Here is a 13,350-nt window from a genome sequence, read left to right as displayed (position 1 = left end):
CTACAGCATCACCCCGATTAGAGGAATCCCTGAAATGACCAACACCATCGCCAGAAGCCACCTGCCAACCCCCCACGGAGGGGTGCTGATCAACCGCGTTCAGAAGTTTGACGGGGACCTGAGCACCCTGCCAAAAATCGAACTGTCCGAGCGCAACTTTGCCGATCTGGAACTGATCGCAACGGGCGTTTACTCCCCCCTGACCGGATTCATGGGCGAAAAGGACTACCTGAACGTTGTTGAGAACATGCGCCTCGACAGTGGCCTGCCCTGGAGCGTGCCCATCACCCTGGGCGTGTCTCAGGAGGTGGCAGATCAGCTGTCTGGTCTGGTTGTGTTGACCCACGGTGGTGAAGCCGTCGGGACCCTCAACATCACCGAGAAATACGCTGCCCGCAAAGAATGGGAAGCCGGACACGTCTACAAAACCACCGAAGAGGCCCACCCAGGCGTCGCTGCACTCTACGCTCAGGGAGACATCAACCTGGCCGGTGAAGTGACCCTGTTCGAGCTGAACCGTGGGCAGTTCGCCAACCACCACTACACCCCGGCAGAAACCCGCGAGATCTTTGAGACCCGTGGCTGGAAAACCGTGGTGGCCTTCCAGACCAGAAACCCCATTCACCGTGCCCACGAGTACCTGCACAAGGTTGCTCTGGAACTGGTGGATGGTCTGTTCCTGAACCCCCTCGTTGGCGCCACCAAGTCTGATGATGTTCCTGCAGACACCCGCATGGAAGCCTACGAGAAACTGCTGGAGCACTACTACCCCAAAACCCGTGTTTTGCTGGGTGTGTACCCTGCTGCCATGCGTTACGCTGGTCCCCGTGAAGCGATCCTTCACGCCATCAGCCGCCGCAACTATGGTTGCACCCACTTCATCGTGGGCCGTGACCATGCAGGTGTGGGGTCCTACTACGGCACTTACGACGCTCAGGAAATCTTTGGTGCTTACAACCCTGAAGAACTGGGCCTGACCATCCTCAAATTCGAGCACACCTTCTACTGCCAGACCTGCGGCCAGATGGTGTCTCCCCGCACCTGCCCCCACGACAGCAAGCACCACCTGATCCTCTCTGGAACCAGGGTGCGTGGCATGCTCCGTGCTGGAGAGAACCTCCCCAGAGAGTTCACCCGTCCAGAAGTGGCTGAAATCCTGCGGGCTGCTTACAACGCCCAGGAGTAAGTTTCAGGGCACCCAACTTCAAAATTCCACGCTTTCACGCAAATCGTCGAAGGCCAGCAGGTTTCCCTGCTGGCCGAAATTCTATCTGGGAAGCTGCTTTTTGAGGATCAAGGACTTTTTTGCTCCCCCTGCACATACTTCCAGCCTGTTTCTGTCCGTATGAAAGTGCTGTTCTCCCGCATCTGGTGGCGTTTCCCCTCCAGCCGGAACCGGGCTGTGAACTCTACAGTCCCTGTGGTGTCCTCAGGCTGTCCTGCCTCACTGTGGTGAACAGTCAGGGATTCCCAGCGGGTGGTGTCGTCTGCAAGATCCAGTGTGGCAGGACGGGTGCTCTCATGCCAGGTCTGCAGCAGGTACATTTGATGTTTCAGCACAAAGGCCGTGTAACGGGAACGCATCAGTTGCTCTGCACTGGAGGCTCTGGCCTCTCCTGAAAGCAAAGGACCACAGCACTTCTGGAAGGAGCGCCCTGATCCGCAAGGGCAGGGTTTGAAAGGGGGATGGAACAGGGCTGGCATGGCTCTGTCATACCTGTCTGCAGCGGCAGGTGCAACCTGGGGGTCTAGAACAGCCTGAGATCGCCCTGCCTCTGGTTCATGCAAACAAAAAAGCAGAGACGTTCAACGTCTCTGCTTTAAAGGGTTTGATTTCAGCGGAGGGTGAAGCTGGCACCAATTTTGACGTTCAGGCCTACACCTACCCCACCACTGCCAAAATACAGAGCAGGACCAGCTTCACCATAGATGCGCCAGTCTTCATTGAGCAGGTAATTGTAGCCGAGGTTTGCTCCAGCACTGAAGCCAGCATTTTTGCCGAAGGGAGACCAGAAACTGCTCGTCCAGCCAAAACCCACCTGTGGAGCTGCATACACGTAACTGGCATCACTGCTCAGTCGGATCGGTGCAGCAACATCCAACTGGTAAAGCCCTGCAGTGAAACGCACTTCAGTGGTGGGTGAGAGATCCGTGCTGAACCCCACATAGGGCAGGCCAACATGAACCTTGTCTGCGGCGAAGGCGGAGCCCAAAGAACCTGCAATCAGTACTGCGATCCATTTTTTCATGTGCGTCCTCCAGATGGAACATCCCAGGCCTGAGGTTCCCTGTGAGTGTCCCAGAAAAGAAAAATCTCTTCTCATTCCCATTCTAATGAACGCTCACCTCACTTGTTCTGAACCAAAATGAAAAACTTTGAGCATAACGCTCATGAAATTCAGAAGTTTCTTTAAGATTCGCCTCAGGTGACTGCTGGTGTTCACTTCAGCATGTGGTTCTGGATGGTCTGGAGTTCTTCGTCTCCGATCAGCCCGAGAGAATGGGCATGAACTGCCACTTCCAGAGAGTCTTTGGCCATCAGGAAAGGCACGCCAAGACCCTGCACCTGGTGGGCAATGGCCTGAACCGTCTGTTCCCGTTCTGGCCCCGGGGTGACATTGCGGATGTAGACCGCTTTGATGCGGCTTGGAAACTCGGAGACAATCTGCTGGTAGATTTCCGGGTCTTTTTCGCCGCTGTCCCCGATCAACAGGAAAGGCAGGTCCGGGTAGGTGTTGAGGATTTCCCGGATGAAGCGCAACTTGTGCCCCTTCTGGTTTTTGATGTTCAGGGCCCCCCAGTCTTTCAGGACCATGGGACCACGGGGAATCTGGTTGATGTCCATGAATTCTGCCAGCAGGTCGTAGATGTTCCAGGGGCTGCCAGACACATAAAAAATAGGGTTCTTCTCGGTGTGGAAGGCCTGATACAGGCTGGAGACCCCTTTGAAGGGGAGGCGCGTGTGGGCGTTGGAAAAGATGATCATCATCACCATGCGGAAGATGGCGGTGGCTCCTGTCTGCAAAACGGTGTCGTCCAGATCGGAGATGATGCCAAAATCGGCATTGTCCGAGACGAGGATTTCTCCTCGGCATTCGGTGCCGTCTTCCAGTTCCAGCGTGACAAACTGCCATCCGGGTGGGAGGGGCTCTGGCAGGTGGGCTTCAATCTCGTAAAAGCCCTCAGGGTCTGTTTCAGCGTGGTAGGTGTGGTTGTTGATGGTGGCGCTCACCTGCACCCCCCGCACCTCGTCGCTGGCGAACCTGGCCCACATGTTGCGGAAGTTCATCCAGCGGCTGCTTTCCTTGCTGGCGGGAAGCAGGTTGAAGGCGAGCAGCACACGGCCTCGCAGGTGCACGTTGGTGGGTGTCCCGAATCCTCTGTAAGGGATGAGTTGCAGGGGTCGTCTGCGGGGGAGTTTTTTCAGCAGTTTGATGATTCTCTGCACATCAGCCTCTTCAGTTCGCGTGACCATTATAAAGATTTTTTCTCACCAGGGAAACGCACAGCTGAAAAACGTATACGCGTATACGATTGTGGTAAATTGGACCTACCATGGATGAACAGCTGAAACGCACCCCCCTTTACCAGAGTCACCTGGCCCTCAAAGCCAGAATGGTCCCCTTTGGCGGCTGGGACATGCCTGTCCAGTACGCTGGTGTGATGCAGGAGCATCAAGCCGTCCGCGAGAGTGTGGGCATGTTTGATGTGTCTCACATGGGCGAATTCCGATTCAAAGGCAGCGGTGCGCTGGCGTTCCTCCAGAGCATCACCCCCAACGATGTGTCCAAACTGAAACCCGGACGTGCCCAGTACAACATGCTTCCAGGCAGCGAGGGCGGCCTCATCGATGACATCTACATCTACTGCATCGCCCCCGAAGAGTACCTGATGGTGGTGAATGCTTCCAACATCGACAAGGACTTCAGGCATATCCAGAGTTTGCTGTCTGGCGATGTGGAATTCAGCAATGAATCTGACCAGTGGGGCCTGATTGCCGTGCAGGGCCCAAAAGCAGAGGAGACCCTGCAACCCCACATCGACGTGGACCTCAGCAAAAAGAAGAAGAACAGCGTGTTCTTTGCAGAACTGATGGGTTTCAATGTGATGCTCGCCCGCACCGGATACACCGGAGAAGACGGTTTCGAGGTCTTCGTGAAGGCAGAACTTGCAGCAGACCTGTGGGACAAACTGGTGGCCCTTGGCATCACCCCCTGTGGTCTCGGAGCCCGTGACACCCTGCGTCTGGAAGCTGGCTTCCCTCTGTACGGGCATGAATTCAATGACACCCTGACCCCACTGGCCACCCACTATGGCTGGGTGATTAAAGACAAGGAGTTTCATGGCAAAGAGGCCCTCACAGGACAGCCAGTGACCCGCAAACTGGTTGGCCTGACCCTGGAGAAAGTTCCTGCCAGAGAAGGCTACCCTGTCAAATCTGGAGGCGAGCTGGTCGGTGTGGTGACCTCAGGCACCCTGAGCCCCACCCTCAAGAAGCCCATTGCCATGGCCTATGTTGATGTGGCCGCACTTGGCCAGGACCTCACTGTCGAAGTGCGGGGCAAGGAAGCCCCGGCACAGGTGGTGGAGTTGCCCTTCCTGAGCAAGTAAACTGTTGGAAAAGCGCACGTCCATTCTGCGCAGGCCCCCCTGCGTTCCCAAGGAGTGAAACCATGGAAACCCCCATTGACCTGAAGTACGCCAAGACCCACGAGTGGGTTCGCACCGAAGAAGACACCATCACCGTCGGCATCACCGACTACGCCCAGGACCAGCTTGGCGACGTGGTTTACGTCGAGCTTCCCGAAATTGGCCGTGAAGTCAGCATCGGCGAAGCCATTGTCGTGGTCGAGTCCGTGAAGACCGCCTCTGACATTTACAGCCCAGCCACTGGTGTGGTGGTGGCCGTCAACGAAGCCCTCGGAGACAGCCCTGAGCAGGTGAACGAGAACCCCTACGAAAACGGCTGGCTTTTCAAGGTTCGCTTCACCGACCTCTCCGATGAACTGGTGGATGCTCAGGAATACGAACAGTACATGGAGTAAGACCTCCAGTTGCAGATGCCCCTCCTGCTGGAGGGGTTTTCTTTTCAAAGACATCTGAAGTTAAAGATCCCTGAAAGCCGTTACTCTTTACGTGGTTTCATTTTTCTTATATGATGAATGCAGATAGGGGAAACCCGGAGACCCACCTCCATATGTGGGCGTGGCGGAGACTGATCAGTGATCGGTCTCCGTTTTGTCATTGCAGTTCGAACTGTCTGCGTGCATTGTTTCAAAACAGGACCAGCAAAAATCATGTCATTGGTGAATGACATGACAGAGCACTGTTGTTTTTGCTGATCGGGTTTGTGAAATAAGAAGGGGGTATGTTATGGATTTAAGCGTTGGAAGTTTTCTGGTTGTTTTTGGATTGTTGGTTCTTGCAGTGGTTCTGGTGGTCTCCCTGATCAACAGTTGCCTGATTGTGGTTCCGCCGAACCGGGTGCTGGTGATTTCGGGCCGCAAAACGGCCCAGCAAGATGGAGACACCGTGGGTTACCGGGTGATCCGTGGAGGACGTGCTTTTCGCATCCCCATGCTGGAGCAGATCAGCTGGATGGACCTCAATACCATGCCTCTGGACCTCACTGTGCAGAATGCCTACTCCAAAGGAGGAATCCCACTGACGATTCACGCTGTGGCCAACGTCAAGGTCAATGCCCGAGAGCCTTACCTTTCCAATGCCATTGAGCGCTTCCTGAACACCACACAGACACAATTGACCCAGATCACCAAAGACACCCTGGAGGGGAACCTGCGCGGCATCATCGCCACCCTGACCCCGGAAGAAATCAACGAAGACAGATTGCGCTTTGCTGCTGCCTTAATTGAGGAAGCAGAGCATGACATGCACAAATTGGGCATGCAACTCGACACGCTCAAAATCCAGAATGTTGCTGACGATGCAGGTTACCTGAAATCCATTGGACGCAAGCGCACAGCAGATGTGTTGAAGGAAGCCAGAATTGCCGAAGCGGAGCGCAACGCCGAAGCCACCCAGGTGGAAGCAGGGGCACAGCAGCGTTCTCAGGTGGCGCAGGCACAGGCACAGCAGGCGATCATTGAAGAGCAGAACAAGCTCAGGGTCCGCACGGCAGAACTGAGTGCCGTTGCAGTCGCCAAAGAGAATGAAGCTGCGGTGGCCGGGGAGCGTGCCCGGGTGATTGCTGAACAGGATCTGGAACACCAGCGCATCGTGCTGAACCAGAAGCGCCTGGAAGCCGACGTGATCACACCCGCCCGTGCCCAGCGGGAAGCAAAACTTCTGGAAGCTCAGGCCGAAGCGGCCCCCATCATCGAAGATGGTCGTGCCAGAGCAGAAGCGTTCAGGCTGCTCACGGAGGCCTTCTCACAGGGCGGAGTTGCAGGAGAGCGGGCGTTCATCCTCAACATGATGCCAGGCCTCATCAAGGATGTGGCAGATGCAGTCAGGGATGTGAAGATTGACAAACTGAGCGTGATTGACTCTGGAGACGGTCAGGGCTTCAACTCGGTGCTCAACAACCTCCCCAGAGGCATCCTCAGTTTCATTCAGCAGATGGAAAACACCACAGGCGTGGACCTGCTGGCATCCCTGAGGAAAACCATGATGCTGGAGTCAGAGCCCTCAGCAAAAGAAGCGGCAGATTGAATGGCAGGAAATGGACAGTGTAGAGAAAACCCTGTCCATTTCCTCTGCACTCACTTGAGGGTTTTCAGGTAAGCCTGTATGTTCGCGATCTGCTTGTCGGTGAACTTGAAGTGGGGCATGGATGGTTGCAGTTTTTTGCCCTTGTCGTCCAGGCCTTTGGTGAGGGCACGCTTGAACAGCTCAAACTTCCATTTCGAGGCGTCTCCAGCCAGTTTGGGACCAAACGCCCCTTCAGCCTTCGAGCCATGACAGCCCGAGCAGTTGGTCTGGAAAAGGGTTTTTCCGGCCTTGGCATCCCCTTTTGGAGGGGCAGCCAGGGCCAGTGAGGAAAGAAGTGCACATCCAACGATCAAAAGATGTTTCATGGTGACCTCCATGGTCCATCATGCACCCTTTTGCACAGAGTGCAGATGAAAAGCCTTTTAAGATGGTGTCATGGACCCTTTAACCACCCTCTCTGGCCTGGGCCTGAGCTGGCTCAGCGGACTGCGGCTTTACATGGTGCTGTTCCTGGCCGGAATGGCCGACCTGATGAACTGGGTCAACCTGCCAGCAGGCATGCACCTGCTCAGCAGTCCCTACGTGCTGGTGGCCACAGGCCTGATGGTGCTCATCGAGTTTTTTGCAGACAAGGTTCCCTGGGTGGATTCCACCTGGGACACCGTGCACACCTTCATCCGGCTTCCGGTGGCAGGCTGGATTGCGGCCCAGTTCGTGCCAGAAGGAGACAGCACCTCAGTGCAGTACGCACTGGGCATTCTGGGAGGCACTGTTGCAGCCACCAGCCATTTTGCAAAGGCCAGTGCCAGGGCCACCGTCAATGCCAGTCCGGAGCCTTTCAGCAACTGGGCTCTCAGCCTGTTTGAAGACCTGCTGACCCCCACCCTGCTTTACCTGCTTCATCAGTACCCTTATGTGGCAGCAAGCATCATTGGGGTTCTGGTTCTGATCTGCGTGCTCGTCATTGTGCTGCTCTGGAAGATGGTCCGGCGCATTTTTGGTGTTGGACGCAGGAAGGCTGCAGTTTGAGGGTTTTTGATGTTCGTTCATTGTGGGGCGAGCAAGCAACCCGCCCCTACAGCACGGCGTCGGTCCACTCGTAACTCTGGCAATACAGCCGGATGAACTTCTCCTGATTGTCCTTGATGGTGTACAGCGTTTCATCCGGGTCGTCGTGGTGTTGCGGGTAGATCAGGAGCAAAGGGCTCACAGGCAGGACCAGGGGATGCGCCAGGATGGTGAGATCCTGCACGCCCATGCAGATCAGGTGGCGTTCCTGAAAGCGCACCGTGAGCACCATCCCCACAATGAGGTCATGACGGAGGTCCAGGCCAGTGATCTCGGGTTTCTGCTGCAGGAAGGTGTCCATGTCTCAGCATACTGCTTCAGTCAGAGCGCCTCTTCTGCAAGGCATGACCCTGCTGTTGCCATTGTTCATGTGGCCAGGTCAGATGCACCATGTCTGAAACTGGAGAAGAGGGCTGCACCAGAGCACAACTGGACATTCCCGGGTTGACTGTTCCTGAGGCACGGACACCGCGCAGGGGCTCAGGCAGCATGTACACTCTCTCTATGATGGTTTCTCCTGCACTGCTGACCGAATCATTTCAAATTGCACTGGATTTTGCCTACCGCAACCACCACACCCAGACCCGCAAAGGCCCCCTGCCCGTGCCTTATCTGGGGCACCTGCTCGGGGTGTGCAGTCTGGTGATCGAACACGGAGGCAATGAAACCGAGGCCATCGCTGCGTTGCTCCACGACACCATTGAAGATGTGGGCGAAGCCGCCATCCCAGACATCCGAAGACTCTTTGGAGACGAAGTGCTGGACATTGTTCTGGGCTGCACAGACGCTTCAAAGGAAGCCAAAGATCGGGCACAGGACGTGCGGGCAGACTGGCTTGGGCGCAAGGAGCGTTATCTGCAGGGCATCCCTGACAAGTCTGCTTCTGCCCGCCTGGTCGCTCTTGCCGACAAGGTGTACAACGCACGTTCCATTCAGGAAGATTACCTGGACATTGGGGACGCTGTGTGGAGCAGGTTCACCGGAGGCAAATGGGGCACGTTGTGGTATTACCGGGCGCTCACCGAAGCGTTTCGCAAGACCAGCAGTGACCTCCACCCCCGTTACCAGAGGCTGGTGAAACTGCTGGCCCGCACCACCCAGGAAACCGAACGCATGCTGGGGGTCAGCGACTACGGGGCAGGAGAGTTCCGGCAGCATTTCCTGCGCATGTGATTTCCATCTGGAACGTGAATTATTGAACCTGCACGCCCTTCCAGAAAGCAATGCGGTCTTTGATGTGTTTTGCTGCCTCTTTGGGCTGAGGATAGTACCAGGCTGCATCTGGATTTTGCTGACCATTCACTTCCAGCGTGTGGTAACTGGCCTCGCCTTTCCAGGGGCAGGTGGTGTGGGTGGTGCTGGGTTTCAGGAACTGTGCATTGACAGATGATCTGGGAAAATAGTGGTTGCCTTCGACAACCACAGTGTCGTCACTCTCTGCAATGACCTGATTGTTCCAGATGGCTTTTGGCATGGGACCTCCTGGGTTCATTCTCGGATGTCTGGAGAAGGCTTTGGGTGTGCTGCATCACCTTGCCTGAGAATGCCTTCGGAAGGGTTGTGCAAGAGGTCCCGATCTACACTGGAAGCATGGCCAGATACCGTTCTTTTGGCAATCCAGATGTGTACATCAACCTTGACCTGATCTCAAAAGTGGTGTTTCGGGACAATCAGCTTGTTCCCGGAGAAGGACTGCATTCGGTGAGTGGAGAATTCCGCTGCCTGATCGAAGCCCACCTGCTGGGAGGGGAAACCCTGCTTCTGGCTGATTTCCCCTCCGGGACCGACAGAATCCTGATTGAGGCCAGACTTCAGGAGATTCTGGCTGAACTCTGAAAGCAGCCGAGGGAACCTGAGCAGGGTGACCCTCTGCCAGTACTGCCCTGTTCAGGCTCCATTGAGATCTGATCGGTGATTTTTGACCGAAAGTAATTTTATACTGTTAACTGTGAACCGTCCGCAGATTCTGAAATTGCCAGCGAACCAACGTGAAATCTCCCAGGGGCCTGGCAAATACTCTGTTCGCTTGAATCTGGATCTGTTTTCCGCACAGGACCTTGAATTGGTGCAGAAACTGTCCCGGGGTGAGGGGCATTTCACCCCCATGGACTCTGAAGGCAATCCTTTTCCCGTTCCCAAACCCCTCCCGGCCAGCCCTGAAGAGTGGATGATGCTGCTCAGACTGGTGCACGATTCCCAGTTGCAATTGCTGGAAAGCCTGCAAGACCAGATTGCCGCGGCCCAACAGGTTCTGGAGGAAATGCGGGCCATTGAAGACGATGGGGCCTTCTTTCTGGCCTATGATCCTTTCCATGACCTGGAGCAGTACAAGGAGTTCCTGAAGATTCACGCTCCAGAGTTTGTTGCCCTGAAACAGGCTGTGGACCAGCGCCGCTGGAACATCTTCATGGGCCTGATCCGCAAACTGGACCATGAAAACCGCGAGTGGGTCAGGCAGCATGGCTCCCAGGATCTGCAGGAGAAAGTGCAGCTGATCTCTGCTTCCATGTACTTCTTCAGCACCATCAAAGAGCAGCTTTATCCAGATCAGGACTACAAACCTGGTTTCTATGATGCCCAGTTTGGGTTTCCCATGCACCAGGAGCCTTTCCAGCAATATGTGCTGGAGCGGGTTGCCCACGATTACCCTTATGGCATCTACACAGATGGACGCTACCAGGTGGTGGACCCTTCAGACCAGTTGCTGCCCGACCTGAGTGGTTTCCCTTCGGGCCAGTGGGTCAGGCTCACAGGCTATCCACACGATCTGTCTGTGCCAGGCAAACGGGCTTTTCTGGACCTGATGATTTCTTCTTTTCTGGCCGAACAGTTCTACTGTGTGCGCATCAAGACGCCTGTAGGAGAGGTGCTGTACCCACAGAAACCCCTGCCCACACTGGTGGACCATGTGTGGCATTTTTTCATCAACCCGGAGTGCGCTGTTCTGAAGGCCAGTGAGGAATTCGGGGTGAACCAGTTCCTGATCTACACCTTCCTGGACCCGGTGACTTTTGAGCAGCTCAAAGGGGACCGTGAAATGAGCATTGAGATGCCAATGTTCACCAAGGTCAATGCAGATTTCAAACTCAAGCTTCACCTGCTGACCCGCATGGAAACGCAAGGCAAAATGGTGTTCTTCAAACTGGTCCTGCACAGCGATGGGGGCGTGCGAGAGGTGATGTCCGAAGGATCTTATCCTTTCAGCCAGATGTATTACCACAGGTACATCATCTTCAATTTTGATGGCTCAACCTTCTGAGGGTTCAGTCCAGCAGGCATTTTGTAACAACAGGTGAACATTTCCCCGCCTGATGCTATGCTGAATGGCGATGATGACACTGATCTGGGTGTTGTTCCTGCTGGTGGTCTGCAGCCTCCTCCTGATGAATGTGCGGGTCTGGGAGCAGGTCTTTGGAGAGTTCAGGCGTGCCTTCCGGCCTTTGGGACGCAAAATCAAAAAAAGCCGATGACAGACTGAAGCCACTTCGGTCTTTTTTTGTGCAGACAGGTGAAGGCTGTGACTCCTGGACTGTGACCGGATGCCATTGCCCTGACCGGACAAGATGTTAGACTCAGTCTAATTCTTGCAGGTGGGGTGGACCATGAACACCAGAACTGAAACAGCAACCCGGCAAAACCGCATTGATCTGGTCAGGCCAGATGCGCCTGAACTTGCTGCACCTGGCCCTTTCAGCGTCGGAGTGCAAACCCTGCACTGGACCGATCCCAGAAGGGCAGATGTTCTGAATTCCATCACCGAGTTGGTGTTTGCCCCCAGGCCCCTCACCCTTGAAGTCTGGTATCCGGCAGAGCTGCATGCAGGCCAGCAAAAGGGCACCCAGTACCACACCGTGATCAGAGACGGCAAAACCCCCACAACGCTGCATGGTCAGGCCGTTCGAAATGCCCGTCCCCTCACGGAGCAGGGACCCTACCCTCTGGTTGTGCTGTCTCATGGTTATCCTGGGAACCGCTACCTGATGGCCCATCTGGGCGAAAATCTGGCCAGCAAAGGTTATGTGGTGGTGTCCATCGACCACACCGACAGCACCTACAGCGACCTGTCAGGGTTCAACAGCACGCTCTACAACAGGCCCCTGGACCAGCAATTTGTGCTTCAGGAAATCAACGATCTGAAAGACCAGCCTGGACTGTTCTCTGGACTGGTGGACACAGATCGCAAGGCTCTGATTGGGTATTCCATGGGCGGATACGGGGTCCTCAACAGCATCGGGGCAGGCTTCAGTGATGCTGCTGTGGTTTCACCTGAAGGGCCTCCTTTGGGTCTCCTGCAGGAACGTGCCCACAGCAACCCTGAATATCACCGCGCCATAGACCCCAGAATCCGTGCCGCCGTGGCCGTTGCACCCTGGGGCATGAATTATGGTCTCTGGCAACCTGAAGCTTTTGCCGACGTGAAAGTGCCTGTGTTTCTGATGGGTGGGTCAAGGGACGAGGTGGCGGGATATGAAACGGGTGTGAAAGCGGTCTTTCACTGCCTCACGGGTACAGAAAGACACCTTCTGACTTTTGAGGAAGCCAATCACAATGTTGCTGCTCCGATCCCTGCACCCTTTGAAGCTGAGGCAGACCCCATCGATTTCAAACACTACGCTGATCCCGTATGGGACACGGTGCGCATGAACAACATCATGCAGCACTTTGTGACGGCCTTTCTGGGGCTTCACTTGAAAGGTGAAACAGCGATGGTGGCCTACTTGCAGGATGAAAACGGCCTGAAAGGATTCACTTCCAATGGCAGAGCAGGACTGAAGCTGGAACAGTCAGGCAGGACCCCAGCAGAGTGAAGTCCTGCCCCTTTTTTCAGGCAGGGGTCCTGATCTTCAGGTTCCCCATCAGGCCGCAAACCCCCCGAATCATCCTGTGGCCAAAGTCTGGGTTCAGGAATTGTGCAGGGCAGGACCCCGGAATCACGTGGATGCCGTGTTCCTGACAGAGTTTGATGGCTTCAGCAGAAACACTGGTCTGGTCTTTCATGGCACCGGGTTTGACGCCCATCATGCAGTGCATCCAGACGTACTTGATCCCGAGCCTCACGCACTCCTCGACGATTTTCTGGGTGACGCCCGGGTTGGCCAGAACGAAGACAGCGTCCACCTTCTCAGGAAGGGATTTGAGGTCCGGGTAACACACTGATCCCTGGAAGGTTTGCAGGTGTGGATTGATGGGGTAGACCCGGTAACCTGCCTCTTTGAATTTCTTGTAGTTGAACGTTGCTCCTGTTTCTTTTTTCTCGGACACGCCCACCACTGCGATGCTTTTTTGCACGAGGAACTGCTGGACCAGATTGTTCAGTCGGGTCATGGCTGGACTCCTTTTCACCTCACCATAGGCGTGTTCTGACCAGATGCGAAGTGAAGAGTGTCCTGCTTGAAAAGCTTCCTGTGAACCCGGTTCAAATGTAAACCGGGTGTGCACGTGTAGCGTTTTTGTCTTTTCTGGTTTTACTTCTTTCCTGCAGAGTGCATTTTCTGAACTTCGTGTGGGTTTACAGCAGCAAAGTGGCGAATAAAACAATCAAATTCCGAAAATTGGTTTTAATTGTTTACCTAATACATAAATGTGGTTTTGATTATTGACAAATGTCCC

Annotated in this window: 17 protein-coding genes; 10 read left to right on the top strand and 7 right to left on the bottom strand. The window is 55.0% G+C overall.

Annotated features, from left to right (window positions below; genetic code table 11):
* Window positions 1–34 precede the first annotated feature (34 nt).
* Window positions 35–1,186: a sulfate adenylyltransferase gene (sat, locus tag DC3_RS26070; protein ID WP_146890675.1), complete on the top strand. Its 1,152-nt coding sequence runs from the start codon at window positions 35–37 to the stop codon at window positions 1,184–1,186.
* 107 nt (window positions 1,187–1,293) lie between these two features.
* Here sat and DC3_RS26065 read toward each other — a convergent pair whose 3' ends face one another.
* From DC3_RS26065 to DC3_RS26055, 3 genes are all read right to left on the bottom strand, one after another.
* Window positions 1,294–1,704 carry a YchJ family protein gene (locus tag DC3_RS26065; protein WP_146890671.1) on the bottom strand — a complete coding sequence of 137 codons (411 nt, stop codon included), beginning with the start codon at window positions 1,702–1,704 and terminating at the stop codon, window positions 1,294–1,296.
* 131 nt (window positions 1,705–1,835) lie between these two features.
* A complete protein-coding gene (locus DC3_RS26060; protein WP_146890668.1) occupies window positions 1,836–2,249 on the bottom strand; it encodes a hypothetical protein in 414 nt (137 codons plus the stop codon).
* Between the two features lie 191 nt (window positions 2,250–2,440).
* Window positions 2,441–3,448: an App1 family protein phosphatidate phosphatase gene (locus tag DC3_RS26055; protein ID WP_186816276.1), complete on the bottom strand. Its 1,008-nt coding sequence runs from the start codon at window positions 3,446–3,448 to the stop codon at window positions 2,441–2,443.
* A 107-nt stretch (window positions 3,449–3,555) separates the two neighbouring features.
* On the opposite strand from DC3_RS26055, the gene gcvT reads away from it, so the two are divergent.
* From gcvT to DC3_RS26040, 3 genes are all read left to right on the top strand, one after another.
* Window positions 3,556–4,611 (top strand): glycine cleavage system aminomethyltransferase GcvT, encoded by a 1,056-nt coding sequence (gene gcvT, locus DC3_RS26050; protein ID WP_146890661.1) that lies wholly within the window; start codon window positions 3,556–3,558, stop codon window positions 4,609–4,611.
* A gap of 62 nt (window positions 4,612–4,673) precedes the next feature.
* The gene (gene gcvH / locus DC3_RS26045) at window positions 4,674–5,045 is read left to right on the top strand and encodes a glycine cleavage system protein GcvH (RefSeq protein ID WP_146890658.1); all 372 of its coding nucleotides are present in this window, start codon (window positions 4,674–4,676) and stop codon (window positions 5,043–5,045) included.
* A gap of 328 nt (window positions 5,046–5,373) precedes the next feature.
* Window positions 5,374–6,672, top strand: a complete 1,299-nt coding sequence (locus tag DC3_RS26040) for a flotillin family protein (RefSeq protein WP_146890655.1) — start codon at window positions 5,374–5,376, stop codon at window positions 6,670–6,672.
* Window positions 6,673–6,722: 50 nt separating this feature from the next.
* Here DC3_RS26040 and DC3_RS26035 read toward each other — a convergent pair whose 3' ends face one another.
* Complete coding sequence (locus DC3_RS26035; RefSeq protein ID WP_186816275.1) at window positions 6,723–7,037, bottom strand: c-type cytochrome; 315 nt, start codon at window positions 7,035–7,037, stop codon at window positions 6,723–6,725.
* A 70-nt stretch (window positions 7,038–7,107) separates the two neighbouring features.
* On the opposite strand from DC3_RS26035, the gene DC3_RS26030 reads away from it, so the two are divergent.
* Window positions 7,108–7,701, top strand: coding sequence for a DUF4126 domain-containing protein (locus DC3_RS26030; protein WP_146890649.1), 594 nt, complete (start codon window positions 7,108–7,110; stop codon window positions 7,699–7,701).
* Window positions 7,702–7,747: 46 nt separating this feature from the next.
* Here the strand turns inward: DC3_RS26030 and DC3_RS26025 are convergent, their stop codons facing one another.
* Entirely contained in the window at window positions 7,748–8,041 is a 294-nt protein-coding gene (locus tag DC3_RS26025; RefSeq protein WP_146890646.1) for a hypothetical protein, read from the bottom strand.
* A gap of 203 nt (window positions 8,042–8,244) precedes the next feature.
* Here DC3_RS26025 and DC3_RS26020 point away from each other — a divergent pair, with 203 nt between their 5' ends.
* Window positions 8,245–8,913, top strand: coding sequence for an HD domain-containing protein (locus tag DC3_RS26020; RefSeq protein ID WP_222594835.1), 669 nt, complete (start codon window positions 8,245–8,247; stop codon window positions 8,911–8,913).
* Window positions 8,914–8,932: 19 nt separating this feature from the next.
* Here the strand turns inward: DC3_RS26020 and DC3_RS26015 are convergent, their stop codons facing one another.
* Window positions 8,933–9,214, bottom strand: coding sequence for a DUF427 domain-containing protein (locus tag DC3_RS26015; protein ID WP_146890643.1), 282 nt, complete (start codon window positions 9,212–9,214; stop codon window positions 8,933–8,935).
* Between the two features lie 116 nt (window positions 9,215–9,330).
* Between DC3_RS26015 and DC3_RS26010 the strand changes: the two genes are divergently transcribed.
* The 4 genes from DC3_RS26010 to DC3_RS26000 all read left to right on the top strand — a co-directional run bounded on the left by DC3_RS26010 (window position 9,331) and on the right by DC3_RS26000 (window position 12,548).
* Window positions 9,331–9,576: a hypothetical protein gene (locus DC3_RS26010; RefSeq protein ID WP_146890640.1), complete on the top strand. Its 246-nt coding sequence runs from the start codon at window positions 9,331–9,333 to the stop codon at window positions 9,574–9,576.
* A 190-nt stretch (window positions 9,577–9,766) separates the two neighbouring features.
* A complete protein-coding gene (locus tag DC3_RS26005) occupies window positions 9,767–10,999 on the top strand; it encodes a hypothetical protein (protein ID WP_146890637.1) in 1,233 nt (410 codons plus the stop codon).
* Between the two features lie 70 nt (window positions 11,000–11,069).
* Window positions 11,070–11,210: a hypothetical protein gene (locus DC3_RS29405; protein WP_186816274.1), complete on the top strand. Its 141-nt coding sequence runs from the start codon at window positions 11,070–11,072 to the stop codon at window positions 11,208–11,210.
* A gap of 132 nt (window positions 11,211–11,342) precedes the next feature.
* Window positions 11,343–12,548, top strand: coding sequence for an alpha/beta hydrolase family protein (locus DC3_RS26000; protein WP_146890634.1), 1,206 nt, complete (start codon window positions 11,343–11,345; stop codon window positions 12,546–12,548).
* Window positions 12,549–12,564: 16 nt separating this feature from the next.
* Here the strand turns inward: DC3_RS26000 and DC3_RS25995 are convergent, their stop codons facing one another.
* Window positions 12,565–13,065, bottom strand: coding sequence for a CoA-binding protein (locus DC3_RS25995; protein WP_146890631.1), 501 nt, complete (start codon window positions 13,063–13,065; stop codon window positions 12,565–12,567).
* Between the last annotated feature and the right edge of the window lie 285 nt (window positions 13,066–13,350).

This window comes from Deinococcus cellulosilyticus NBRC 106333 = KACC 11606 (assembly GCF_007990775.1).
Lineage (GTDB): Bacteria > Deinococcota > Deinococci > Deinococcales > Deinococcaceae > Deinococcus_C > Deinococcus_C cellulosilyticus.
This window is presented reverse-complemented; position numbering and strand designations above follow the sequence as displayed.

Coding starts and splice junctions, on each gene's coding strand:
- DC3_RS26040 (WP_146890655.1), top strand. CDS start 5,374: ATGGATTTAAGCGTTGGAAGTTTTCTGGTTGTTTTTGGATTGTTGGTT.
- DC3_RS26060 (WP_146890668.1), bottom strand. CDS start 2,249: ATGAAAAAATGGATCGCAGTACTGATTGCAGGTTCTTTGGGCTCCGCC.
- DC3_RS26030 (WP_146890649.1), top strand. CDS start 7,108: ATGGACCCTTTAACCACCCTCTCTGGCCTGGGCCTGAGCTGGCTCAGC.
- gcvH (WP_146890658.1), top strand. CDS start 4,674: ATGGAAACCCCCATTGACCTGAAGTACGCCAAGACCCACGAGTGGGTT.
- gcvT (WP_146890661.1), top strand. CDS start 3,556: ATGGATGAACAGCTGAAACGCACCCCCCTTTACCAGAGTCACCTGGCC.
- DC3_RS26065 (WP_146890671.1), bottom strand. CDS start 1,704: ATGCCAGCCCTGTTCCATCCCCCTTTCAAACCCTGCCCTTGCGGATCA.
- DC3_RS26020 (WP_222594835.1), top strand. CDS start 8,245: ATGATGGTTTCTCCTGCACTGCTGACCGAATCATTTCAAATTGCACTG.
- DC3_RS26000 (WP_146890634.1), top strand. CDS start 11,343: ATGAACACCAGAACTGAAACAGCAACCCGGCAAAACCGCATTGATCTG.
- sat (WP_146890675.1), top strand. CDS start 35: ATGACCAACACCATCGCCAGAAGCCACCTGCCAACCCCCCACGGAGGG.
- DC3_RS26035 (WP_186816275.1), bottom strand. CDS start 7,037: ATGAAACATCTTTTGATCGTTGGATGTGCACTTCTTTCCTCACTGGCC.
- DC3_RS25995 (WP_146890631.1), bottom strand. CDS start 13,065: ATGACCCGACTGAACAATCTGGTCCAGCAGTTCCTCGTGCAAAAAAGC.
- DC3_RS26015 (WP_146890643.1), bottom strand. CDS start 9,214: ATGCCAAAAGCCATCTGGAACAATCAGGTCATTGCAGAGAGTGACGAC.
- DC3_RS29405 (WP_186816274.1), top strand. CDS start 11,070: ATGATGACACTGATCTGGGTGTTGTTCCTGCTGGTGGTCTGCAGCCTC.
- DC3_RS26025 (WP_146890646.1), bottom strand. CDS start 8,041: ATGGACACCTTCCTGCAGCAGAAACCCGAGATCACTGGCCTGGACCTC.
- DC3_RS26010 (WP_146890640.1), top strand. CDS start 9,331: ATGGCCAGATACCGTTCTTTTGGCAATCCAGATGTGTACATCAACCTT.